This is a genomic window from Escherichia albertii NBRC 107761 = DSM 17582 (assembly GCF_000759775.1).
Classification (GTDB): Bacteria; Pseudomonadota; Gammaproteobacteria; order Enterobacterales; family Enterobacteriaceae; genus Escherichia; species Escherichia albertii.
The window spans coordinates 1-22841 of record NZ_BBMY01000054.1 but is presented as its reverse complement, the minus strand read 5'-3'; the positions used below and the strand labels follow the sequence as shown (position 1 = coordinate 22841).

The 22841-nt window shown below is 52.1% G+C and carries 22 protein-coding genes and 1 pseudogene; 12 read left to right on the top strand and 11 right to left on the bottom strand.

Annotation, left to right across the window (positions count from 1 at the left end):
* Window positions 1–129: 129 nt before the first annotated feature.
* The gene (gene fkpA / locus EA14781_RS11515) at window positions 130–945 is read right to left on the bottom strand and encodes an FKBP-type peptidyl-prolyl cis-trans isomerase (RefSeq protein ID WP_000838248.1); all 816 of its coding nucleotides are present in this window, start codon (window positions 943–945) and stop codon (window positions 130–132) included.
* 219 nt (window positions 946–1164) lie between these two features.
* Here fkpA and EA14781_RS11510 point away from each other — a divergent pair, with 219 nt between their 5' ends.
* Window positions 1165–1383 carry a protein SlyX gene (locus EA14781_RS11510; protein WP_001153620.1) on the top strand — a complete coding sequence of 73 codons (219 nt, stop codon included), beginning with the start codon at window positions 1165–1167 and terminating at the stop codon, window positions 1381–1383.
* Window positions 1384–1431: 48 nt separating this feature from the next.
* Here EA14781_RS11510 and slyD read toward each other — a convergent pair whose 3' ends face one another.
* The 4 genes from slyD to kefG form a co-directional block, all read right to left on the bottom strand.
* A complete protein-coding gene (gene slyD, locus EA14781_RS11505) occupies window positions 1432–2016 on the bottom strand; it encodes a peptidylprolyl isomerase (RefSeq protein ID WP_000861337.1) in 585 nt (194 codons plus the stop codon).
* 94 nt (window positions 2017–2110) lie between these two features.
* Entirely contained in the window at window positions 2111–2311 is a 201-nt protein-coding gene (locus EA14781_RS11500) for a YheV family putative zinc ribbon protein (protein WP_001007726.1), read from the bottom strand.
* A gap of 9 nt (window positions 2312–2320) precedes the next feature.
* On the bottom strand, window positions 2321–4126 hold the full coding sequence (gene kefB, locus EA14781_RS11495) for a glutathione-regulated potassium-efflux system protein KefB (RefSeq protein ID WP_000399173.1): 1806 nt from the start codon (window positions 4124–4126) through the stop codon (window positions 2321–2323).
* Window positions 4126–4677 carry a glutathione-regulated potassium-efflux system ancillary protein KefG gene (gene kefG / locus EA14781_RS11490; RefSeq protein WP_024164694.1) on the bottom strand — a complete coding sequence of 184 codons (552 nt, stop codon included), beginning with the start codon at window positions 4675–4677 and terminating at the stop codon, window positions 4126–4128. The genes kefB and kefG overlap by 1 nt, the downstream gene beginning before the upstream one ends.
* A 136-nt stretch (window positions 4678–4813) precedes the next feature.
* Here kefG and EA14781_RS11485 point away from each other — a divergent pair, with 136 nt between their 5' ends.
* Genes EA14781_RS11485 through EA14781_RS11470 form a run of 4 tightly spaced genes read left to right on the top strand, consistent with a single transcriptional unit; the run spans window position 4814 to window position 8884 of the window.
* Window positions 4814–6727: an ABC transporter ATP-binding protein gene (locus tag EA14781_RS11485; RefSeq protein ID WP_000634785.1), complete on the top strand. Its 1914-nt coding sequence runs from the start codon at window positions 4814–4816 to the stop codon at window positions 6725–6727.
* Window positions 6727–7749, top strand: a complete 1023-nt coding sequence (locus EA14781_RS11480) for a hydrolase (RefSeq protein WP_000057338.1) — start codon at window positions 6727–6729, stop codon at window positions 7747–7749. Before EA14781_RS11485 ends, EA14781_RS11480 begins: the two co-directional genes overlap by 1 nt.
* Window positions 7743–7961, top strand: coding sequence for a YheU family protein (locus EA14781_RS11475; RefSeq protein WP_000907087.1), 219 nt, complete (start codon window positions 7743–7745; stop codon window positions 7959–7961). The genes EA14781_RS11480 and EA14781_RS11475 overlap by 7 nt, the downstream gene beginning before the upstream one ends.
* 53 nt (window positions 7962–8014) lie before the next feature.
* Window positions 8015–8884, top strand: coding sequence for a phosphoribulokinase (locus tag EA14781_RS11470; protein ID WP_001274673.1), 870 nt, complete (start codon window positions 8015–8017; stop codon window positions 8882–8884).
* A gap of 54 nt (window positions 8885–8938) precedes the next feature.
* On the opposite strand, the gene EA14781_RS11465 is transcribed toward EA14781_RS11470, so the two are convergent.
* Window positions 8939–9343: an OsmC family protein gene (locus tag EA14781_RS11465; protein WP_001148906.1), complete on the bottom strand. Its 405-nt coding sequence runs from the start codon at window positions 9341–9343 to the stop codon at window positions 8939–8941.
* Window positions 9344–9644: 301 nt separating this feature from the next.
* Between EA14781_RS11465 and crp the strand changes: the two genes are divergently transcribed.
* Window positions 9645–10277 carry a cAMP-activated global transcriptional regulator CRP gene (gene crp, locus EA14781_RS11455; RefSeq protein WP_000242755.1) on the top strand — a complete coding sequence of 211 codons (633 nt, stop codon included), beginning with the start codon at window positions 9645–9647 and terminating at the stop codon, window positions 10275–10277.
* A 50-nt stretch (window positions 10278–10327) separates the two neighbouring features.
* Window positions 10328–12418, top strand: a complete 2091-nt coding sequence (locus tag EA14781_RS11450; RefSeq protein ID WP_000269301.1) for a YccS/YhfK family putative transporter — start codon at window positions 10328–10330, stop codon at window positions 12416–12418.
* Window positions 12419–12527: 109 nt separating this feature from the next.
* Here the strand turns inward: EA14781_RS11450 and argD are convergent, their stop codons facing one another.
* The 5 genes and pseudogenes from argD to ppiA all read right to left on the bottom strand — a co-directional run bounded on the left by argD (window position 12528) and on the right by ppiA (window position 15865).
* Window positions 12528–13748, bottom strand: a complete 1221-nt coding sequence (argD, locus tag EA14781_RS11445) for a bifunctional acetylornithine/succinyldiaminopimelate transaminase (protein ID WP_000190007.1) — start codon at window positions 13746–13748, stop codon at window positions 12528–12530.
* Between the two features lie 85 nt (window positions 13749–13833).
* Window positions 13834–14397, bottom strand: a complete 564-nt coding sequence (gene pabA, locus EA14781_RS11440) for an aminodeoxychorismate synthase component 2 (protein ID WP_000601841.1) — start codon at window positions 14395–14397, stop codon at window positions 13834–13836.
* 31 nt (window positions 14398–14428) lie between these two features.
* Window positions 14429–15031 carry a putative adenosine monophosphate-protein transferase Fic gene (locus EA14781_RS11435; RefSeq protein WP_001280617.1) on the bottom strand — a complete coding sequence of 201 codons (603 nt, stop codon included), beginning with the start codon at window positions 15029–15031 and terminating at the stop codon, window positions 14429–14431.
* A pseudogene (ficA, locus tag EA14781_RS11430) lies at window positions 15021–15188 on the bottom strand (FicA/YhfG family antitoxin). The gene EA14781_RS11435 and the pseudogene ficA overlap by 11 nt, the downstream one beginning before the upstream one ends.
* Window positions 15189–15292: 104 nt before the next feature.
* Window positions 15293–15865, bottom strand: a complete 573-nt coding sequence (ppiA, locus tag EA14781_RS11425; protein WP_000477235.1) for a peptidylprolyl isomerase A — start codon at window positions 15863–15865, stop codon at window positions 15293–15295.
* A gap of 263 nt (window positions 15866–16128) precedes the next feature.
* On the opposite strand from ppiA, the gene tsgA reads away from it, so the two are divergent.
* The 5 genes from tsgA to cysG all read left to right on the top strand — a co-directional run bounded on the left by tsgA (window position 16129) and on the right by cysG (window position 22761).
* On the top strand, window positions 16129–17310 hold the full coding sequence (tsgA, locus tag EA14781_RS11420) for an MFS transporter TsgA (RefSeq protein ID WP_000185234.1): 1182 nt from the start codon (window positions 16129–16131) through the stop codon (window positions 17308–17310).
* A gap of 257 nt (window positions 17311–17567) precedes the next feature.
* Window positions 17568–20111 carry an NADPH-nitrite reductase large subunit gene (nirB, locus tag EA14781_RS11415; RefSeq protein WP_000049236.1) on the top strand — a complete coding sequence of 848 codons (2544 nt, stop codon included), beginning with the start codon at window positions 17568–17570 and terminating at the stop codon, window positions 20109–20111.
* A complete protein-coding gene (nirD, locus tag EA14781_RS11410) occupies window positions 20108–20434 on the top strand; it encodes a nitrite reductase small subunit NirD (protein WP_000084764.1) in 327 nt (108 codons plus the stop codon). Before nirB ends, nirD begins: the two co-directional genes overlap by 4 nt.
* A 128-nt stretch (window positions 20435–20562) precedes the next feature.
* On the top strand, window positions 20563–21369 hold the full coding sequence (gene nirC / locus EA14781_RS11405; RefSeq protein ID WP_000493565.1) for a nitrite transporter NirC: 807 nt from the start codon (window positions 20563–20565) through the stop codon (window positions 21367–21369).
* Window positions 21370–21387: 18 nt separating this feature from the next.
* The gene (cysG, locus tag EA14781_RS11400) at window positions 21388–22761 is read left to right on the top strand and encodes a siroheme synthase CysG (RefSeq protein ID WP_000349879.1); all 1374 of its coding nucleotides are present in this window, start codon (window positions 21388–21390) and stop codon (window positions 22759–22761) included.
* Window positions 22762–22841 lie beyond the last annotated feature (80 nt).

Below are 22841 nucleotides of genomic sequence, written 5' to 3'. Positions count from 1 at the left end.
TTTTCAGGGCAGGCTCATTAATGATGCGGGTAACTAAATTAATACAGCGGAGGTTCCGCTTTCCAGTACTAATTATATCCGGCCTGCAATAAAAAAACCGCCGCCTGGTCAGGCGGCGGTTCTCAATGCTTATTTTTTAGCTGCTTTCGCGTCTGCTTCTGCCGCTGCTTCTGGTTTCGCATCAGCCTTCGGCGCCGGCTTCACATCCAGCAGTTCTACATCGAACACCAGCGTAGAATTCGGTGGAATTCCCGGAACGCCCGCTTTGCCGTAAGCCAGCTCTGGTGGAATAACCAGCTTGATCTTGCCGCCTTTCTTGATGTTTTTCAGACCTTCAGTCCAGCCTGGGATCACACCGTCCAGACGGAAAGAGAGCGGTTCGCCACGGGTGTAAGAGTTATCAAACTCTTTACCGTCGATCAGCGTACCTTTGTAGTTTACGACCACAGTATCGCTGTCTTTCGGTGCTTCGCCAGAGCCTGCTTTCTCTACCTGGTAAACCAGGCCAGTAGAAGAGGTTTTCACACCTTTCTCTTTAGCAAATTTCTCGCGATATTCTTTACCTTTCGCTTCGTTATCAGCCGCGTCTTTTTCCATCTTCGCCTGAGCAGCAGACTTCACGCGTGCTTCAAATGCCTGCAAAGTCTGTTCGATCTCTTGATCGGAAAGCTTGCTCTTATCCGCAAACGCATCCTGAACACCAGCAATCAGCTGATCTTTATCCAGTTTGATGCCCAGCTTTTCTTGCTCTTTCAGAGAGTTTTCCATGTAACGACCCAGCGAAGCGCCCAGTGCGTAAGCTGATTTTTGATCGTCATTTTTGAACTCTGCTTTGCTGTCGGCAGTTGCAGCAGGTTTCGCAGCTTCAGCAGCAAAGGTGATTGGCGCATGCAGAGCAACGGCCATAGTGGTCGCCAGCAGCGTGACTTTAAACAGTGATTTCATCCATATCTCCAGGATCGGGGCATCTCACCCCAGGGTTAACTATTATCAGAAGGGTACTATAAAGCGTTGTCGAACAAATCTACATACGGACACGCTCTATTATCATCTATTTTCAGACTCTTTTTGTTTAAATTAGTTTCGATGCTGCAAAATGAATGCTGTCTCTGACAACAAAGTTAAGTAGAATCCGCGGCGATTATTCGACAAAAGAGGTGAACCATGCAGGATTTATCTATGGAAGCACGCCTGGCAGAGCTGGAGAGTCGACTGGCTTTTCAGGAAATCACCATTGAAGAACTGAACGTCACGGTAACCGCTCATGAAATGGAGATGGCGAAACTGCGCGATCATCTGCGCCTGCTGACCGAGAAGTTAAAAGCCAGCCAGCCGTCAAACATCGCTTCGCAGGCTGAAGAAACGCCGCCGCCGCATTATTGAGGCGAAAAAAAAGCGGGACATACCCGCTTTTTTGATACCTTTACAGTATTAGTGGCAACCGCAACCGCCGTTACCCTTACCGCCACAGCAGCCTTCACCGCCGTGTTCATGGCCATGATCGTGACCATGACCGCCGCAACAACCTTCATGATCGTGATGATGATCGTGAGCACCATGAACGTGACCATGAGCCAGTTCTTCTTCGGTCGCTTCGCGAATCGCCACAACTTCAACGTTGAATTTCAGATTCTGACCCGCCAGCATGTGGTTACCATCAACCACGACGTGATCATCTTCAACGGCGGTGATTTCAACCGGTACTGGCCCCTGGTCAGTTTCAGCCAGGAAGCGCATACCCACTTGCAGTTCGTCAACGCCCATAAAGACGTCTTTAGGAACGCGCTGAACCAGGTTTTCGTCGTACTGACCGTAAGCGTCGTTCGCACCAACAGCGACATCAAATTTGTCGCCAACTTCATGACCTTCCAGCGCCGTTTCCAGGCCAGAGATCAGGGAACCGTGACCATGCAGGTAGTCCAGCGGCGCACTCACCGGAGACTCATCAACCAACACACCGTCTTCTGTACGTACCTGATAGGCCAGGCTGACCACCAGGTCTTTTGCTACTTTCATGATATCTCCTGAGCATGGGAAGAATAGTGGCGCAGATTGTATCGGAATTCTGCAGCCGTGTACTCACTAGCTTAAAAAAACTCGGCACATATCGCTAGTCCGGGTGAAAAATCCCGATAACTTGCTCATCTTTGCGAACGTGATCGCGAGCTTCTTTATCGACTTCCCGCATCTGGTGTCCACACTTAACGCATTCAACAATATCAATATTATTTTCGCGCCACATCGCCATGGCGTCTTGCGCCTGACAGGCTGGACATTTCGCGCCAGCGATAAAACGTTTTCGGATTGCCATCGTTATCCTCTACTCAAATTCATCCCAGCCATCCAACTGGCGTCGTTCTTGTTGCATTTCACGCTGGAAAATCTCTTCCAGTTCGCGTCGGGCTTCCCTGGCGCGAGAAATTTGTACCGTATCGGTATGCATAGGAATTAGCTCTCGCAGCATCCTCATATCCAGGCGTCGAAAATGCAGTTGCGCCCGCTGTGCCTGATGCGGATGCATCCCCAAAGAAACCAGCGTCTTGCGCCCCAGCTCTAACGCACTGGAGAATGTCTCGCGGGAAAACTGCGTCACCCCTGCCTGTAATAACTCATGTGCTTCCACACGTCCGCGCGCTCGCGCAAGAATATGCAAATGTGGGAAATGTTGCTGGCAAATCTCCACCAGCTTCATGGTGTCTTCCGGTTCGTTACAGGTAATAACGATAGACTCTGCGGCCTCTGCGCCTGCGGAGCGTAAAAGGTCAACCTGCGTGGCATCACCGTAATAAACTTTGTAGCCATATTTGCGCATCAGGTTAACGGCGCTGATATCCCGTTCCAGCACGGTAATCCGCATTTTATTTGCCATCAGCAAACGACCAATGACCTGACCAAAACGTCCGAAGCCCACCACAATCACCTGCGGTTTATCATCGTTAACCCACGGTTTTTCATCCTCTTCTTCCGGGCCGTTGAACTGGCGGGATAGCCATTTATCCACCAACTTCATCAGCAACGGCGTGGTCATCATGGAAAGCGTTACCGTCACCAGCAACAGCGCCATCTGGTCGCCCTGGAATAAGCGTTGCGAAGAAGCGGTAGAAAAGAGCACAAAGGCAAACTCGCCGCCCTGACTCAACACGCCAGCAAATTGCATCCGCTCAGAACTGCGCACGCCATACAGTCGCGCCAGCAGATACAGCACGAGAATTTTCACCGCCACCAGCACAACCACGCTTATCACTACCCACAACAAATGGGTATAAAGCACGCCAAGGTTGAGCGACATGCCGACCGAGATAAAAAATAGCCCGAGCAGCAAGCCTTTAAACGGATCGATAGCCGTTTCCAGTTCATGGCGATATTCGCTTTCCGCCAGCAGCACGCCCGCAATAAACGTACCGAGCGCCATCGACAGCCCCAGCGCATCCATAAACAATGCGGACCCCAACACCAGCAGCAGCGTCGCGGCGGTGAACACTTCCCGCACGCCGGAAGCCGCAATAAAACGAAATACCGGACGTAACAAATAGCGCCCGCCAATCAGCATGCCGACAAACGCCAGCACCTTCATACCAACCTTCATCCAGTCGAAATGTTCATCTGCCGATCCCGCCAACAACGGCACTAATGCCAGTGCCGGGATCACCGCCAGATCCTGAAACAGCAAAACCGAAAAACCTAGCTGTCCAGATTCGCTGCGATTCATCCCTTTCTCACGCATCAGCTGCAACGCCATTGCGGTTGAAGACATCGCAAGGCCAATGCCCCCCACCGCCGCCGCCTGCCAGGAGAAATCCGTCAGTATCAATAATCCCGCCAGCAACGCCGCGCTTAACAGCACCTGTGCCGCACCTACGCCAAAAATCGAACGCCGTAGTTGCCAAAGTTTGGAGGGATTCAACTCCAGACCGATGATAAACATCAGGAACACCACGCCGAGCTCCGAAAAGTGGAGGATCTCATCGACGTCGCTAATAAACCCAAGCCCCCACGGGCCAATCGCAATCCCTGCCAGCAAATATCCCAACACAGCGCCAATGCCCAGCCGCGATGCTAATGGCACCGCAACCACCGCCGCGAAGAGAAACAACACTCCCGCGAGTAAAAAATCGGAACCTTCCATCAGCGACCTCCCGCAGGGAGCGGATTTGCCAGCCAGTCACCGTAGGCTCTGGCATGACTCGCCAGCTCCTGTGCGCTTTGCCGTCTCGCCCGGTAAATAATGATGGGGCTTAACCAGTGCATCCGACACATGCCCGCCGTCAATTCAAAGGGCCGCAGGACATCGCTCATCGGATAACGATTTAACGCGTCATAGCGATAGGCACTTTCCGGCTCGCCGGTGGTGATCACACTGCGCCAGTACTTTCCCGTCAGTTGATTTCCTTCCGGCCCGCTGGCAAAACCACGGCTTAACACCCGATCCAGCCACTCTTTCAGTAACGCCGGGCAGCTGTAGGTATAAAGAGGATGCTGAAAAACAATCACCTCGTGTTCGCGCAGCAATGCCTGCTCACGGGGGATATCAATAAAAAAGTCGGGATAGTGCGCGTAAAGGTCGTGCACGGTAACATTGCTGAGCTGCGTAGCCGGTTTAAGCAGCACCCGGTTTGCCACCGAGTCCTGAGATTCCGGATGGGCATACAGCAGCAAAACTTTCGCTGGCTGAGACATCATCCCCCTCCCGGTATGGTTTTGTGTTTTGTGTCGCGTCGCTGTTTTGGGCTACCATTGCGCCCGGTGCGGCAGCTCGCCCATACACTACATTATCATAATGATAATTTAACATAGTCTGAACATACGGCGCCTTATGATTGTTTTCTCCTCGTTACAAATTCGTCGCGGCGTGCGCGTCCTGCTGGATAATGCCACCGCCACCATTAACCCTGGTCAGAAAGTCGGCCTGGTGGGTAAAAACGGCTGCGGTAAATCTACCCTGCTCGCATTGCTGAAAAATGAAATCAGCGCCGACGGCGGCAGCTACACCTTCCCTGGTAGCTGGCAACTGGCGTGGGTGAATCAGGAAACACCAGCACTACCCCAAGCAGCGCTGGAATATGTCATTGATGGCGACCGCGAATATCGCCAACTGGAAGCACAACTCCACGACGCCAACGAACGTAACGACGGGCACGCCATTGCCACCATTCACGGCAAGCTGGACGCTATCGACGCGTGGAGTATTCGTTCCCGCGCCGCCAGCCTGCTGCACGGCCTCGGTTTCAGCAATGAGCAACTGGAGCGTCCGGTGAGCGATTTCTCCGGTGGCTGGCGTATGCGCCTTAACCTCGCTCAGGCGCTGATTTGCCGTTCAGACTTACTGCTGCTCGACGAACCGACAAACCACCTCGATCTTGATGCCGTTATCTGGCTGGAAAAATGGCTGAAGAGCTATCAGGGTACATTGATCCTGATCTCCCACGACCGTGACTTTCTCGATCCGATCGTCGATAAAATCATTCATATCGAACAGCAAAATATGTTCGAGTACACCGGTAACTACAGCTCCTTTGAAGTACAGCGCGCTACCCGTCTGGCGCAACAACAGGCGATGTACGAAAGCCAGCAAGAGCGCGTGGCACATCTGCAAAGTTACATCGATCGTTTCCGTGCCAAAGCCACTAAAGCAAAACAGGCCCAAAGCCGCATTAAGATGCTCGAGCGTATGGAGTTGATTGCTCCCGCGCACGTCGACAACCCGTTCCGCTTTAGCTTCCGCGCACCGGAAAGCCTGCCAAATCCGTTGTTGAAGATGGAAAAAGTCAGCGCAGGCTATGGCGATCGCATTATTCTCGATTCGATAAAACTGAATCTGGTACCGGGTTCGCGCATTGGTCTGTTAGGCCGCAACGGCGCAGGTAAATCAACATTAATCAAACTGTTAGCTGGAGAGCTGGCGCCAGTCAGCGGTGAAATTGGTCTGGCGAAAGGGATCAAACTCGGCTACTTCGCCCAGCATCAACTGGAGTATCTGCGCGCCGACGAATCACCTATTCAACATCTGGCACGTTTAGCGCCGCAAGAGCTGGAGCAAAAACTGCGTGACTACCTCGGCGGCTTTGGTTTCCAGGGCGATAAAGTGACGGAAGAAACGCGCCGTTTCTCCGGTGGAGAAAAAGCCCGCCTGGTACTGGCATTAATCGTCTGGCAACGTCCGAATCTGTTGCTGCTCGACGAACCGACCAACCACCTTGACCTCGACATGCGCCAGGCACTCACCGAAGCGTTGCTCGAATTTGAAGGCGCGCTGGTCGTCGTTTCGCACGACCGCCATTTACTGCGTTCCACTACTGACGATCTCTATCTGGTTCACGATCGTAAAGTCGAACCGTTTGACGGCGATCTGGAAGATTATCAACAGTGGTTGAGCGACGTACAAAAGCAGGAAAACCAGGCCGACGAAGCGCCAAAAGAGAACGCGAACAGCGCCCAGGCGCGTAAAGATCAGAAGCGTCGGGAAGCAGAATTACGTGCGCAAACTCAGCCCCTGCGTAAAGAGATTGCTCGTCTGGAAAAAGAGATGGAGGCGCTAAACACGCAACTGACGCAGGCGGAAGAGAAACTTGCCGACAGCGAACTGTACGACCAGAGCCGTAAAGCAGAACTGACCGCCTGCCTGCAACAACAAGCCAGCGCCAAATCCAGACTGGAAGAGTGCGAAATGGCGTGGCTGGAAGCCCAGGAACAACTTGAGCAGATGCTGCAGGAAGGCCAAAGCAACTGATGGCGCAGATAACGGCAACCGATCTCAACGACGCCAGCAGCAGTGCTGAGTTCACCCCCATGCGCGGTTTCAGTAATTGCCATCTGCAAACCATGCTGCCGCGTCTGTTTCGTCGTCAGGTGAAATTCACCCCGTACTGGCAGCGACTGGAACTGCCCGACGGCGATTTTGTCGATCTCGCGTGGAGTGAAGATCCCGCACAGGCGCAATATAAACCGCGTCTGGTTGTGTTTCACGGGCTGGAAGGCAGCCTCAATAGCCCTTATGCGCATGGTCTGGTCGAGGCGGCGAAAAAGCGCGGCTGGCTGGGCGTGGTGATGCATTTTCGCGGCTGCAGCGGTGAACCAAACCGTATGCACCGCATTTACCATTCGGGAGAAACCGAAGACGCCAGCTGGTTTTTACGCTGGCTGCAACGTGAGTTTGGTCATGCGCCAACGGCTGCCGTCGGCTATTCGCTCGGTGGTAATATGCTGGCCTGTTTGCTGGCTAAAGAAGGCAATGATCTCCCGATTGATGCGGCAGTGATTGTCTCCGCGCCGTTTATGCTGGAAGCCTGTAGTTATCATATGGAAAAGGGCTTTTCCCGCGTGTATCAGCGTTACTTGCTGAACCTGTTAAAAGCCAATGCTGCGCGCAAACTGGCGGCCTACCCCGGTACGCTACCGATTAATCTCGCGCAGTTAAAATCGGTACGTCGCATTCGTGAATTTGACGATCTGATCACCGCCAAAATTCACGGCTACGCTGACGCTATCGACTATTATCGTCAATGTAGCGCCATGCCGATGCTCAATCGGATAGCCAAACCGACGCTGATTATTCACGCCAAAGACGATCCGTTTATGGATCATCAGGTGATCCCGAAACCGGAAAATTTACCTCCTCAGGTGGAGTATCAACTGACTGAACATGGCGGTCACGTCGGCTTCATTGGCGGTACGTTATTCCACCCGAAAATGTGGCTCGAGTCACGCATTCCTGACTGGTTATCAACGTATCTGGAGGCGAAATCATGTTGATTCCCTGGCAAGACCTCTCCCCCGAAACGCTGGAAAATTTAATTGAAAGCTTTGTGTTACGTGAAGGCACCGATTATGGTGAATATGAGCGCACACTTGAACAGAAAGTCGCCGACGTCAAACGCCAGCTACAGTGCGGAGAAGCGGTGCTGGTGTGGTCGGAACTGCACGAAACGGTCAATATCATGCCGCGCAGTCAGTTTCGCGAATAACCTGCAACCGTCGGCGGACGAGATAATAATGATAGCTAAGTCATGGAGTTACTATGTCTGCCAAACATCCGGTCATTGCGGTAACAGGATCCAGCGGCGCGGGGACCACCACCACCAGCCTCGCGTTTCGCAAAATATTCGCGCAGTTAAATCTGCATGCAGCCGAAGTGGAAGGCGACAGTTTTCACCGCTATACCCGCCCGGAAATGGACATGGCGATCCGCAAAGCGCGCGATGCCGGGCGGCATATCAGTTACTTCGGCCCCGAGGCTAACGATTTCGGCCTGCTGGAACAGACCTTCATTGAATACGGTCAGAGCGGTAAAGGGAAATCTCGTAAATATCTGCACACCTACGATGAAGCGGTACCGTGGAATCAGGTGCCGGGGACATTCACTCCGTGGCAACCGCTGCCGGAACCCACTGATGTCCTGTTTTATGAAGGTTTACACGGCGGCGTAGTCACGCCACAGCATAACGTTGCGCAACATGTGGATTTACTGGTCGGCGTGGTGCCTATCGTTAACCTTGAGTGGATTCAAAAGCTCATTCGCGACACCAGCGAGCGCGGGCACTCACGAGAGGCGGTAATAGACTCAGTTGTGCGTTCAATGGAAGACTATATCAACTACATCACGCCGCAGTTTTCCCGCACCCATATTAACTTCCAGCGCGTTCCCACTGTCGACACCTCAAATCCGTTCGCGGCAAAAGGTATCCCGTCGCTGGATGAAAGCTTTGTGGTGATCCATTTCCGTAATCTGGAAGGTATTGATTTCCCCTGGCTGCTGGCGATGTTGCAGGGTTCATTCATTTCTCACATCAATACATTAGTAGTGCCAGGCGGCAAAATGGGTCTGGCAATGGAGTTAATTATGCTGCCGCTGGTACAACGCTTGATGGAAGGGAAGAAAATCGAGTAACTCACTTTTGAAGCCGGATAGAATATTATCCGGCTTCATATTTTAATCATGAAATCACGCGTCAACCACTTCATACGAATGGGTAATATTCACTGCTTTTTCCAGCATTAGCGCCACCGAGCAATACTTTTCGGCTGAGAGATCCACCGCACGCGCAACCGCTGCGTCTTTTAAGTCACGACCAGTGACAATAAAATGCAGATTAATGTGCGTAAACAGGCGTGGCGCCTCTTCGCGGCGTTCAGAGGTCAGTTTTACTTCACAATCGACCACATCCTGACGCGCTTTTTGCAGAATAGACACCACATCAATGGCACTACAACCACCTGCCGCCATCAACACCATTTCCATCGGACTGGGGGCTTTATCGCCAGAATTGCCGTCCATTAAAATCTGGTGACCAGAGGCGGATTCGCCCAGAAAAGTTAACCCTTCGACCCACTTCACACGCGCTTGCATAATTGGAACTCCATTGCATCAATTTTCCTGACAGAGTACGCGTACTGACCAAATCGCGCAACGGAAGGCGACCTGGGTCATGCTGAAGCGAGACACCAGGAGACACAAGGCGAAAGCTATGCTAAAACAGTCAGGATGCTACAGTAATACATTGATGTACTGCATGTATACAAAGGACGTCACATTACCGTGCAGTACAGTTGATAGCCCCTTCCCAGGTAGCGGGAAGCATATTTCGGCAATCCAGAGACAGCGGCGTTATCTGGCTCTGGAGAAAGCTTATAACAGAGGATAACCGCGCATGGTGCTTGGCAAACCGCAAACAGACCCGACTCTCGAATGGTTCTTGTCTCATTGCCACATTCATAAGTACCCATCCAAGAGCACGCTTATTCACCAGGGTGAAAAAGCGGAAACGCTGTATTACATCGTTAAAGGCTCTGTGGCAGTGCTGATCAAAGACGAAGAGGGTAAAGAAATGATCCTCTCCTATCTGAATCAGGGTGATTTTATTGGCGAACTGGGCCTGTTTGAAGAAGGCCAGGAGCGTAGCGCATGGGTACGTGCGAAAACGGCCTGTGAAGTGGCTGAAATTTCATACAAAAAATTTCGCCAACTGATTCAGGTAAACCCGGATATTCTGATGCGTCTCTCTGCACAGATGGCGCGTCGTCTGCAAGTCACTTCAGAGAAAGTGGGCAACCTGGCGTTCCTTGACGTTACAGGTCGCATCGCGCAGACGCTGCTGAATCTGGCCAAACAGCCTGATGCCATGACTCACCCGGACGGTATGCAAATCAAAATTACTCGCCAGGAAATCGGTCAGATTGTCGGCTGTTCCCGTGAAACCGTAGGGCGCATCCTGAAGATGCTGGAAGATCAAAATCTGATCTCCGCACACGGTAAAACCATCGTCGTTTACGGCACCCGTTAATCCCGTCGGAGTGGCGCGTTACTGAATAGCGCGCCATTTTGTTTAACCCGATGTGGCGCAGACTGATTTATCATCCCGATATCAACTATGCACTACGCCAAACGCTGGTGCTATGTTTGCCCGTGGCCGTTGGGTTAATGCTTGGTGAGTTAAGATTTGGTCTTCTCTTCTCCCTGGTTCCTGCCTGCTGTAACATCGCGGGGCTTGATACTCCCCACAAACGTTTTTTCAAACGCTTAATCATTGGCGCGTCGCTGTTTGCTACCTGTAGTTTGCTGACGCAACTCTTACTGACAAAAGATGTTCCCCTACCCTTTCTACTGACCGGGTTAACCCTGATGCTTGGCGTCACTGCCGAACTGGGGCCTTTACACGCTAAATTACTCCCCGCATCGCTGCTGGCCGCCATTTTTACCTTAAGTCTGGCAGGATACATGCCAGTCTGGGAACCGTTGCTCATCTACGCATTAGGCACGCTCTGGTACGGGTTGTTCAACTGGTTTTGGTTCTGGCTCTGGCGCGAACAACCGCTACGCGAGTCACTTAGCTTGCTGTACCGTGAACTGGCAGATTATTGCGAAGCCAAATATAGCCTGCTTACCCAGCATACCGATCCTGAAAAAGCATTGCCGCCGCTGCTGGTGCGCCAGCAAAAAGCCGTTGATTTAATTACCCAGTGCTATCAGCAAATGCATATGCTTTCCGCGCAAAATAATACCGATTACAAGCGGATGCTACGTATTTTCCAGGAAGCGCTGGACTTACAGGAGCATATTTCGGTCAGTTTGCATCAACCTGAAGAGGTGCAAAAGCTGGTCGAGCGTAGCCATGCTGAAGAGGTTATCCGCTGGAATGCGCAAACCGTCGCCACTCGTCTGCGCGTACTGGCTGATGACATTCTTTACCATCGCCTGCCAACACGTTTTACGATGGAAAAGCAAATTGGCGCACTGGAGAAAATTGCCCGCCAGCACCCGGATAACCCCGTAGGGCAGTTCTGTTACTGGCATTTCAGTCGCATTGCCCGCGTGTTGCGTACGCAAAGGCCGCTTTATGCTCGCGACCTGTTGGCCGATAAACAACGCCGGATGCCTTTACTCCCGGCGCTGAAAAGCTATCTCTCATTAAAATCTCCGGCGTTGCGTAATGCCGGACGACTGAGCGTGATGTTAAGCGTTGCCAGCTTGATGGGAACTGCTTTGCATTTACCGAAATCGTACTGGATCCTGATGACCGTGTTGCTGGTAACGCAAAATGGCTATGGTGCGACTCGCTTGCGGATTGTGAATCGTTCCGTCGGAACTGTCGTTGGGTTAATCATTGCAGGCGTGGCGCTGCACTTCAAAATACCGGAAGGCTACACCCTGACGCTGATGCTACTCACCACGCTCGCCAGCTATCTGATATTGCGCAAAAACTACGGCTGGGCGACGGTCGGTTTTACCATTACCGCCGTGTATACCCTGCAATTGCTGTGGCTGAACGGCGAGCAGTACATCATTCCTCGTCTTATCGATACCATTATTGGTTGTTTGATTGCTTTCGGTGGCACGGTCTGGCTGTGGCCGCAATGGCAGAGCGGCTTATTGCGGAAAAACGCCCATGATGCTTTAGAAACCTATCAGGAAGCGATTCGTCTGATTCTGAGTAAAGATCCACAACCTACACCACTGGCCTGGCAGCGAATGCGGGTGAATCAAGCGCATAACACCCTCTATAACTCATTAAATCAGGCGATGCAGGAACCCGCATTTAACAGCCATTACCTGGCCGATATGAAACTGTGGGTAACGCACAGTCAGTTTATTGTTGAGCATATTAATGCCATGACCACACTGGCGCGGGAACATCGGACATTACCGCCGGAGCTGGCACAAGAATATTTGCAGTCTTGTGAAATTGCCATTCAGCGTTGTCAACAGCGGCTGGAGTATGACGAACCGGGAAGTTCTGGCGATACCAATATTATGGATGCGCCGGAGATGCAGCCGCACGAAGGTGCGGCAGGTACGCTGGAACAGCATTTACAGCGGGTTATTGGTCATCTGAACACCATGCATACCATTTCGTCGATGGCGTGGCGACAGCGACCGCATCACGGGATTTGGTTGAACCGCAAGTTGCGGGATTCGAAGGCGTAATCAATTCATTGCCTGGAGCAAACCGTAGATCGGATAAGGCGTTCACGCCGCATCCGCCCCCCTTTGCCTGATGCGACGCTTAACGCGTCTTATCAGGCCTGGGTCCGTTTTACGCCCCAACCACCTTCGCCATGGCGCGGGCAAAACGTTGCATCCCTTCGTCGATATCAGCGTCTTCCACCACCAGCGACGGTGCAAAGCGCATCACATCGGGGCCGGCATTCAACACCATGACGCCAGCCTCAGCGCCCGCATACAGGAAATCACGCGCCCGACCTTTGTACTGTGGTTTCAGCTCAGCGCCAATCAACAACCCCATACCGCGAATATCGCTAAACACATCGTACTGCTGATCTATCTTCTGCAAATGGTCAACAAAACGCTGGCGTTTCGCGTGAATACCTTCCAGCACCTCCGGCGTATTGATGATATCAAAGGCCGCGCCCGCCACCGCACAGGCCAGCGGATTACCGCCGTAGGTTGAACCGTGAGAACCCGGATGAAACGCAGAAGCAATTTCTGCCGTAGTCAGCATGGCGCTAATCGGGAAGCCGCCGCCTAAGGCTTTCGCAGAGGTCAAAATATCCGGCGTCACGCCATAGTGCATATAGGCAAACAGATCGCCGGTCCGCCCCATCCCGCACTGCACTTCATCAAACACCAATAATGCCTGATGCTGATCGCACAACTCGCGCAAACCTTGCAAGAATTCTGGCGTCGCTGCTGTCACGCCGCCCTCTCCCTGAATCGGCTCAACAACGACCGCGCAGGTATGATCATCCATCACGGCTTTTACTGCGTGGAGATCGTTAAAGGGAACGTGGATGATGTCTGCCGGTTTTGGCCCAAAGCCGTCGGAATATTTGGGCTGCCCACCCACCGAGACGGTAAACAGCGAACGACCATGAAAAGCGTTGTGGAAGGCAATAATTTTGGTTTTGAACGGGCTATGGCGCACACAGGCGTAATGGCGTGCCAGTTTAAAGGCTGTTTCGTTAGCTTCCGTGCCGGAGTTCATAAACACTACGCGTTCGGCAAACGTTGCCTCAATCAGTTTACGCCCAAGACGCAGCGCCGGTTCATTGGTGAAAACGTTACTGATATGCCATAGCGTTTCCCCCTGGTTTTTTAACGCTTCCACCAGCGCCGGATGGCAATGGCCTAACGCCGTCACCGCAATACCCCCCGCGAAATCGATGTACTCCTTGCCCTGCTGATCCCAAATTCGGCTGCCCTGACCTTTTACTGGAATAAACGCCGCCGGTGCATAAATCGGCAGGATCACTTCATCGAAAGTCGCACGTGTAATTGCTGTTTGTTCAGTTGCCATCTCATGATCACCCTGTTACGCATAAACCAATGTGAAATTATAATCACAAAATATGCATAAAAAATCACCTGATGGCAACCACAAATCAGCGATGCAGAAAATTAGCCAGCAGTTGATGCCCTTGTTCGCTGAGAATACTTTCTGGATGGAACTGTACGCCTTCAAGATCCCACTGGCGATGGCGAACTCCCATAATCTCACGGGTTTCGCTCCAGGCAGTCACTTCAAAACACGCGGGTAATAAGTCGGGTTCCACCACCAGCGAATGGTAGCGTGTCACGGTGAGTGGATTTGCCAGCCCCTTAAATACGCCCTCACCGTTATGCGTAATCGGTGAAGTTTTGCCGTGCATGACCTTTGCGGCGCGCACAACTTTGCCACCAAATGCCTGCGCCATTGCCTGATGACCGAGGCAGACGCCAAGAATCGGCAAGCGCCCGGCGTAGTGACGAATAACGTCAAGGGAGATCCCGGCTTCATCGGGCGTACAGGGGCCAGGCGAGATGACAATTTTCTGCGGTTTAAGGGCGTCGATATCTGCCAACGTCAACGCATCGTTACGCTTAACCAGCACATCAGCTCCCAGTTCGCAAAAATACTGGTAGAGGTTCCAGGTGAAAGAATCGTAGTTATCAATAAGCAGGATCATGGCAGCTCCGGTACGAAAGAACCGCGCTATTTTACTCAGATTCCCCGGCTTCGCTTACCACTTTGCTAAATATCGTCTGCAATGCGGTGAGATCACCCATGGCCCCGCTCTGATTCGCCTGATTCCAGGCCTCTTTTTCGATACCCAGCCAGCTCAGTTGATATCCGGCATGAATCGCCAGTTGTTCGAAGAAGATGCGCTGCGCCAGACCGCTTCCAACACGAAATGGATGCAGCACGTTGATTTCACAATAATAATGCGCCAGTCGCTCAACGAACATCTCTTTCTCAAGACCAGTCAGATACCCTTCTGCCTCCAGAGCCTGCATCAGGCCGTTCCCCTCTTTTTCGATATAAGCAAAGTGGCAAAACGGTGTATCTCCCTGATAAATATCGACTTCACGCAGTTGGCCCGCCCAGTCGAAAATATCCTGATACAACTGGCGGTGAATAACACATAAGTGCGGTAAACCACGCACCAGCGGACCAAGTTCGATAGTCGCCGCACGCAGTGCCGTCATTTCGTAAGCGGCCTGCTCCAGTTGCTGCTGCTGGCGGATATCCAGTCGGTTACGCATGATGTCGAGGCCAGGATAGAGATACGGGTCGCGCCCTTCGCCGAATTTATCGCTCATAGTGCCCCCTCAGCTCTTCAAGGCGCGCCAAAGCCTCTGCGGCAGTAAGAGTGACTAATGGCATCTCAACGCCTTCAAGACGACGGCTGGCCTGGAAATTACGATTACGCTGAAGCTCTCAGAGACGGGACTTTTGCTTATCGGTGAGTTTCTTCACTTGATGCCTCCCTGAACGTGTCCATTTGCCACAAGTATAAGCGGCAAATCCGGGTTACGCCGGGAGAGCAAATGCGCGGACAATATTGCCCGCGCGAGAAATGATTACGGCAGGACTTTAGCGGAAAGGATAACTACCGGTTTTGACGGCACATTCCGGTACGGGCCAACGTCATGAGTCGGGACCTGGGAAATCTTATCGGCAACGTCCATACCTTTCACCACTTTACCAAAGACGGCGTAACCGAAATCACGCTGACCGTGGTCGAGGAAGGCATTGTCGGCAACGTTGATAAAGAACTGGCTGGTCGCGCTGTCTTTATCGGCAGTACGCGCCATAGCGATGGTGCCGCGAGTGTTGCGCAAGCCGTTATCGGCTTCATTTTTGATCGGTGGATTCGGTTTTTTCTGCTGCATCTGCTCAGTGAACCCACCGCCCTGAATCATAAAACCAGGGATCACCCGGTGAAAGGTCGTATTGTTATAAAAACCGCTGTTCACATAATCGACAAAGTTTTGCACTGACACCGGTGCTTTCTGGCTATCCAGCTCCAGTTCGATGTTACCAGCAGAGGTTGTCAACAATACGTGCGGATCCCCTTTCGCGGCCATCGCTGCAGGAGAGAGAGCAGAAAGAGCGAGAACAGCGGCCATAGCTGCCAGGGTCGATTTGAACATGAAAATTCCTTTACAGAGCAGAAAAAAGCAAGTGAAGAGATTCTAAATAGCCTTCAATGACAAGGCCATCCCTTTACCTAATTTTACGTACCTGAAATATATGTAACCTGACGATCACTTTTCAATACGTGATCAAAATCACGCAGGCAATGTAATTTAGCAACCGATTGCAATAAAACATTTAATCAGATCACAAAATCACCTAAAATCGCCCGCTCGCGGCATAGCCGCTATGCCATTATCTTTCTGAACACAGGCCAATCATGACTAACAGCAATCGCATCAAGCTCACATGGATTAGCTTTCTTTCCTACGCACTGACCGGTGCGCTGGTTATTGTCACCGGGATGGTGATGGGAAATATCGCCGATTATTTCAATCTGCCCGTTTCCAGCATGAGTAACACCTTCACCTTCCTCAATGCCGGCATTTTAATCTCTATCTTCCTCAACGCCTGGCTGATGGAAATCGTCCCGCTGAAAACGCAGTTACGTTTTGGTTTTCTCCTGATGGTGCTGGCGGTTGCTGGATTGATGTTTAGCCACAGTCTGGCGCTGTTCTCAGCGGCGATGTTCATCCTTGGGGTGGTTAGCGGTATCACTATGTCTATCGGCACGTTCCTCATAACACAAATGTATGAAGGGCGTCAGCGCGGTTCTCGTCTACTGTTTACCGACTCTTTCTTCAGTATGGCTGGGATGATTTTCCCGATGATCGCCGCGTTCCTGCTGGCGCGTAGCATTGAGTGGTACTGGGTTTATGCCTGCATCGGGCTGGTGTATGTCGCTATTTTTATTCTGACCTTCGGCTGTGAGTTCCCGGCATTGGGTAAACATGCGCCAAAAACTGACGCGCCGGTAGTGAAAGAAAAATGGGGGATCGGCGTACTGTTTCTCTCTATTGCCGCACTGTGCTACATCCTCGGTCAGTTAGGCTTTATCTCCTGGGTGCCGGAATATGCTAAAGGTCTGGGAATGAGCCTGAACGATGCGGGTACGCTGGTGAGCAATTTCTGGATGTCGTACATGGTCGGCATGTGGGCCTTCAGCTTTATCCTGCGTTTCTTTGACCTGCAGCGTATTCTGACCGTTCTGGCAGGTCTGGCTGCGATTCTGATGTATGTATTTAATACCGGAACGCCTGCGCACATGGCGTGGTCCATTCTCGCGCTGGGCTTCTTCTCCAGCGCGATCTATACCACCATCATTACTCTCGGTTCCCAGCAGACTAAAGTACCGTCGCCAAAACTGGTTAACTTTATCCTGACTTGCGGCACCATCGGCACCATGCTGACCTTTGTGGTTACCGGTCCGATTGTCGAGCATAGCGGCCCACAGGCGGCGCTGCTTACCGCAAATGGTCTGTATGCTGTGGTATTCGTGATGTGCTTCCTGTTAGGTTTTGTCAGCCGTCACCGTCAGCATAGTTCTTTAACCTCTCATTAATAGCCAATGCCGGGCGCCGCTTTCGTCGTCCGGCTTTTACCTCTCTCCTCATCTCCAGGCTTTCTATATATCCCCGCTCTAATTGTGTGTTTTTTACATAAACACGAAATGTCAGACAATTCCGTGACTTAAGAAAATTCATACAAATCAGCAATACACCACTTAAGGAGTATATAAAGGTGAATTTGATTTACATCAATAAGCGGGGTAGCTGAATCGTTAAGGTAGGCGGTAATAAAAAAGAAATCGAGGCAAAAATGAGCAAAGTCAGACTCGCAATTATCGGTAACGGTATGGTCGGCCATCGCTTTATCGAAGATCTTCTTGATAAATCTGATGCGGCTAACTTTGATATTACCGTTTTCTGTGAAGAACCGCGTATCGCTTATGACCGCGTACACCTCTCGTCTTACTTCTCTCACCACACCACCGAAGAGCTGTCGCTGGTGCGCGAAGGCTTTTACGAGAAACACGGCATTAAAGTTCTGGTCGGCGAACGCGCAATCACCATCAACCGTCAGGAGAAAGTGATCCACTCCAGCGCCGGACGTACCGTTTACTATGACAAATTGATCATGGCAACCGGATCGTATCCGTGGATCCCGCCAATCAAAGGTTCTGATACCCAGGACTGCTTTGTCTATCGCACTATTGAAGACCTCAACGCGATTGAATCCTGCGCCCGTCGCAGCAAGCGCGGTGCGGTTGTCGGCGGCGGCCTGTTAGGTCTGGAAGCCGCAGGCGCGCTGAAAAACTTAGGTATCGAAACCCACGTTATCGAATTTGCCCCTATGCTGATGGCTGAACAGCTTGATCAGATGGGCGGTGAGCAGTTACGTCGCAAAATCGAAAGCATGGGTGTCCACGTGCACACCAGCAAAAACACCCTTGAGATTGTGCAGGAAGGCGTCGAAGCGCGTAAAACTATGCGCTTTGCCGACGGTAGCGAGCTGGAAGTTGACTTTATCGTCTTCTCTACTGGTATCCGTCCACGCGATAAACTGGCCACCCAATGTGGTCTGGATGTTGCGCCGCGCGGGGGGATTGTCATAAACGACGCCTGCCAGACTTCCGATCCCGATATCTACGCTATCGGCGAATGCGCAAGCTGGAACAACCGCGTGTATGGCCTGGTTGCGCCGGGTTACAAAATGGCGCAGGTGGCTGTTGACCATATTCTTGGTAACGAAAACGCCTTTGAAGGTGCCGATCTCAGCGCCAAACTGAAACTGCTGGGCGTAGATGTTGGCGGTATTGGCGACGCACATGGTCGTACTCCGGGCGCTCGTAGCTACGTTTACCTCGACGAAAGCAAAGAGATCTACAAACGCCTGATTGTCAGCGAAGACAACAAGACGCTGCTCGGTGCGGTACTGGTGGGCGATACCAGCGACTACGGTAACCTGCTGCAACTAGTGCTGAACGCTATCGAACTGCCGGAAAACCCGGATTCCCTGATCCTGCCAGCGCACTCTGGCAGCGGTAAACCGTCCATCGGTGTTGATAAACTGCCGGACAGCGCACAAATCTGCTCCTGCTTCGACGTCACCAAAGGCGACCTGATTGCGGCTATCAACAAAGGCTGCCATACCGTTGCGGCGCTGAAAGCAGAAACCAAAGCCGGTACCGGCTGTGGTGGTTGTATTCCACTGGTTACCCAGGTGCTAAATGCTGAACTGGCGAAACAGGGTATCGAAGTTAACAACAATCTGTGCGAACACTTTGCGTACTCGCGTCAGGAGCTGTTCCATTTGATCCGCGTTGAAGGCATCAAAACCTTTGAAGAACTGCTGGCGAAACACGGCAAAGGTTACGGTTGTGAAGTTTGTAAACCGACCGTCGGTTCGCTGCTGGCCTCCTGCTGGAACGAATACATTCTGAAGCCGGAGCATACTCCGCTGCAGGATTCTAACGACAACTTCCTCGCTAATATCCAGAAAGACGGCACCTACTCGGTGATCCCGCGTTCTCCGGGCGGTGAAATCACCCCGGAAGGATTGATGGCAGTGGGTCGTATCGCGCGTGAATTTAATCTCTACACCAAGATTACCGGTTCTCAGCGTCTCGCCATGTTCGGCGCACAGAAAGATGATCTGCCGGAAATCTGGCGTCAGCTGATTGAAGCGGGTTTCGAAACTGGTCATGCCTATGCGAAAGCGCTGCGTATGGCAAAAACCTGCGTGGGCAGCACCTGGTGTCGTTACGGTGTTGGCGACAGCGTGGGCCTCGGCGTGGAACTGGAAAATCGTTATAAAGGCATTCGTGCGCCGCACAAAATCAAGTTCGGTGTTTCTGGCTGTACTCGTGAATGTTCTGAAGCCCAAGGCAAAGACGTGGGTATCATCGCCACTGAAAAAGGCTGGAATCTGTACGTTTGCGGTAACGGCGGGATGAAACCACGTCATGCAGATCTGTTAGCGGCGGATATCGACCGTGAAACACTGCTCAAATATCTCGACCGTTTCATGATGTTCTACATTCGTACTGCCGACAAACTGACCCGTACCGCACCGTGGTTAGAAAGTCTGGAAGGCGGCATCGACTACCTGAAATCAATAATCATTGACGACAAACTGGGACTGAATGCACATCTGGAAGAAGAGATGGCGCGCCTGCGTGAAGCGGTAGTTTGTGAGTGGACTGAAACGGTCAATACCCCGTCCGCACAGACTCGCTTCAAACACTTCATCAACAGTGATAAGCGTGACCCGAACGTGCAGATGGTGCCAGAGCGCGAACAGCACCGTCCGGCAACGCCGTATGAACGTATCCCGGTAACTCTGGTGGAGGACAACGCATGAGCCAGTGGAAAGACATCTGCAAAATCGATGACATCCTGCCTGAAACCGGCGTCTGCGCACTGTTAGGCGACGAGCAGGTAGCGATTTTCCGCCCATATCACAGCGACCAGGTGTTTGCGATCAGCAACATCGATCCGTTCTTCGAATCCAGCGTGCTGTCACGCGGGCTGATTGCGGAACACCAGGGCGAGCTGTGGGTGGCCAGTCCGCTGAAAAAACAGCGTTTTCGCTTAAGCGACGGCTTGTGCATGGAGGACGAACAGTTTTCCGTCAAGCATTACGAAGCACGAGTGAAAGACGGCGTAGTGCAGCTACGTGGTTAATGTTTTAACGGGAGGCGCAATGCCTCCCCTTTTTGCATGATCCTGCAAAGTGATAACCAACAATGCAGGATCTTATTTAGCTTTATTTTGTTTTATTTTTTGTTTTTTTATTATTTAAGGATAATCAAATGTTTACAGACACTATTAATAAGTGTGCGGCTAATGCTGCGCGCATTGCACGCCTGTCGGCAAATAACCCGCTCGGTTTTTGGGTCAGCTCCGCTATGGCGGGCGCGTATGTGGGTCTTGGGATCATCCTGATTTTCACGCTCGGCAATTTGCTCGATCCATCTGTTCGCCCTCTGGTGATGGGCGCGACCTTTGGTATCGCTTTAACGCTGGTGATTATCGCCGGTTCTGAACTGTTCACCGGGCATACCATGTTCCTCACCTTTGGGGTGAAAGCAGGCACCATCAGTCACGGGCAAATGTGGGCAATCCTGCCGCAAACCTGGCTGGGTAACCTGGTCGGTTCTGTCTTTGTTGCCATGCTCTATAGCTGGGGCGGCGGCAGCCTTCTGCCGGTAGATACCAGCATCGTTCATTCCGTCGCATTGGCTAAAACCACCGCCCCCGCAATGGTGCTGTTCTTCAAAGGCGCATTGTGTAACTGGTTGGTTTGTCTGGCAATCTGGATGGCGTTACGTACTGAAGGCGCTGCGAAGTTTATCGCTATCTGGTGGTGTCTGCTGGCGTTTATCGCTTCTGGTTACGAGCACTCAGTTGCCAATATGACGCTGTTCGCCCTCTCCTGGTTCGGCAACCACAGTGAAGCCTATAGCCTGGCAGGCATTGGTCATAACCTGCTGTGGGTGACGCTGGGTAATACTTTATCTGGTGCCGTATTCATGGGATTGGGTTATTGGTATGCTACGCCGAAGGCTAATCGTCCGGTTGCGGACAAATTTAATCAAACTGAAACGGCTGCCGGTTAATCACTAAGGGGTTTTTACGTGGATCATTTGCCTATCTTTTGCCAATTACGCGATCGCGACTGTCTGATTGTCGGCGGTGGTGATGTCGCGGAACGCAAAGCAAGGTTGCTGTTGGACGCGGGCGCTCGCCTAACAGTAAATGCATTAGCGTTTATTCCGCAGTTTACCGCATGGGCAGATGCAGGCATGTTAACCCTCGTCGAAGGGCCATTTGATGAAAGCCTTCTCGACACCTGCTGGCTGGCGATTGCAGCTACCGATGATGACGCACTCAACCAGCGCGTCAGCGAGGCCGCTGAATCTCGTCGTATCTTCTGTAACGTGGTCGATGCGCCGAAAGCCGCCAGCTTCATTATGCCGTCGATTATCGACCGCTCGCCATTGATGGTGGCGGTCTCCTCTGGCGGCACCTCCCCGGTACTGGCGCGACTGTTACGTGAAAAGCTGGAATCCCTCCTGCCGCTGCATCTGGGCCAGGTAGCGAAATATGCCGGACAGTTACGCCGTCGGGTGAAACAACAGTTCGCCACCATGGGGGAACGACGCCGTTTCTGGGAAAAACTGTTCGTCAATGACCGTCTGGCGCAGTCGCTGGCGAACAACGACCAGAAAGCCATCGCCGAAACCACCGAACAGTTACTCAACGAGCCGCTCGATCATCGCGGTGAAGTGGTGCTGGTTGGCGCAGGTCCTGGCGATGCCGGGCTACTGACGCTGAAAGGTCTGCAACAAATTCAGCAGGCTGATGTAGTGGTCTACGACCGCCTGGTTTCTGACGATATTATGAATCTGGTACGGCGCGACGCGGATCGTGTTTTCGTCGGCAAGCGCGCGGGATACCACTGCGTACCGCAGGAAGAGATTAACCAGATCCTGTTGCGGGAAGCGCAAAAAGGTAAACGCGTGGTGCGTCTGAAAGGCGGCGATCCGTTTATTTTCGGACGCGGCGGCGAGGAGCTGGAAACACTGTGCAACGCAAACATTCCGTTCTCAGTGGTTCCGGGCATTACCGCCGCTTCCGGTTGCTCTGCTTATTCAGGTATTCCGCTAACGCATCGCGATTATGCCCAGAGCGTACGTTTGATCACCGGGCACTTAAAAACCGGTGGCGAGCTGGACTGGGAAAATCTGGCGGCCGAAAAACAGACGCTGGTGTTCTACATGGGGTTGAGTCAGGCCGCGACCATTCAGCAAAAACTCATTGAACATGGAATGCCCGGCGAAATGCCGGTGGCGATTGTCGAAAACGGCACAGCGGTAACACAACGCGTGATTGACGGTACGCTCATGCAATTAGCTGAACTTGCGCAACAAATGAATAGCCCATCGCTGATTATTATTGGTCGGGTTGTTGGTCTGCGCGAAAAGTTAAACTGGTTTTCCAACCATTAATCTATACAAATTCAATCAAGGCCAGATCTTTCTGGCCTTTTTTATTTACAACATTTTTATATTCAACAGAAGAAAGGGTG

What these genes read in the sequence shown, in the direction of transcription:
- tsgA (WP_000185234.1), top strand. Translation starts at nt 16,129, where the DNA reads ATGACTAACAGCAATCGCATCAAGCTCACATGGATTAGCTTTCTTTCC.
- EA14781_RS11470 (WP_001274673.1), top strand. Translation starts at nt 8,015, where the DNA reads ATGTCTGCCAAACATCCGGTCATTGCGGTAACAGGATCCAGCGGCGCG.
- EA14781_RS11435 (WP_001280617.1), bottom strand. Translation starts at nt 15,031, where the DNA reads ATGAGCGATAAATTCGGCGAAGGGCGCGACCCGTATCTCTATCCTGGC.
- argD (WP_000190007.1), bottom strand. Translation starts at nt 13,748, where the DNA reads ATGGCAACTGAACAAACAGCAATTACACGTGCGACTTTCGATGAAGTG.
- EA14781_RS11500 (WP_001007726.1), bottom strand. Translation starts at nt 2,311, where the DNA reads ATGGCAATCCGAAAACGTTTTATCGCTGGCGCGAAATGTCCAGCCTGT.
- crp (WP_000242755.1), top strand. Translation starts at nt 9,645, where the DNA reads ATGGTGCTTGGCAAACCGCAAACAGACCCGACTCTCGAATGGTTCTTG.
- EA14781_RS11480 (WP_000057338.1), top strand. Translation starts at nt 6,727, where the DNA reads ATGGCGCAGATAACGGCAACCGATCTCAACGACGCCAGCAGCAGTGCT.
- EA14781_RS11450 (WP_000269301.1), top strand. Translation starts at nt 10,328, where the DNA reads ATGTGGCGCAGACTGATTTATCATCCCGATATCAACTATGCACTACGC.
- pabA (WP_000601841.1), bottom strand. Translation starts at nt 14,397, where the DNA reads ATGATCCTGCTTATTGATAACTACGATTCTTTCACCTGGAACCTCTAC.
- ppiA (WP_000477235.1), bottom strand. Translation starts at nt 15,865, where the DNA reads ATGTTCAAATCGACCCTGGCAGCTATGGCCGCTGTTCTCGCTCTTTCT.
- fkpA (WP_000838248.1), bottom strand. Translation starts at nt 945, where the DNA reads ATGAAATCACTGTTTAAAGTCACGCTGCTGGCGACCACTATGGCCGTT.
- EA14781_RS11475 (WP_000907087.1), top strand. Translation starts at nt 7,743, where the DNA reads ATGTTGATTCCCTGGCAAGACCTCTCCCCCGAAACGCTGGAAAATTTA.
- kefG (WP_024164694.1), bottom strand. Translation starts at nt 4,677, where the DNA reads ATGTCTCAGCCAGCGAAAGTTTTGCTGCTGTATGCCCATCCGGAATCT.
- EA14781_RS11510 (WP_001153620.1), top strand. Translation starts at nt 1,165, where the DNA reads ATGCAGGATTTATCTATGGAAGCACGCCTGGCAGAGCTGGAGAGTCGA.
- nirB (WP_000049236.1), top strand. Translation starts at nt 17,568, where the DNA reads ATGAGCAAAGTCAGACTCGCAATTATCGGTAACGGTATGGTCGGCCAT.
- EA14781_RS11465 (WP_001148906.1), bottom strand. Translation starts at nt 9,343, where the DNA reads ATGCAAGCGCGTGTGAAGTGGGTCGAAGGGTTAACTTTTCTGGGCGAA.
- slyD (WP_000861337.1), bottom strand. Translation starts at nt 2,016, where the DNA reads ATGAAAGTAGCAAAAGACCTGGTGGTCAGCCTGGCCTATCAGGTACGT.
- EA14781_RS11485 (WP_000634785.1), top strand. Translation starts at nt 4,814, where the DNA reads ATGATTGTTTTCTCCTCGTTACAAATTCGTCGCGGCGTGCGCGTCCTG.
- nirD (WP_000084764.1), top strand. Translation starts at nt 20,108, where the DNA reads ATGAGCCAGTGGAAAGACATCTGCAAAATCGATGACATCCTGCCTGAA.
- nirC (WP_000493565.1), top strand. Translation starts at nt 20,563, where the DNA reads ATGTTTACAGACACTATTAATAAGTGTGCGGCTAATGCTGCGCGCATT.
- kefB (WP_000399173.1), bottom strand. Translation starts at nt 4,126, where the DNA reads ATGGAAGGTTCCGATTTTTTACTCGCGGGAGTGTTGTTTCTCTTCGCG.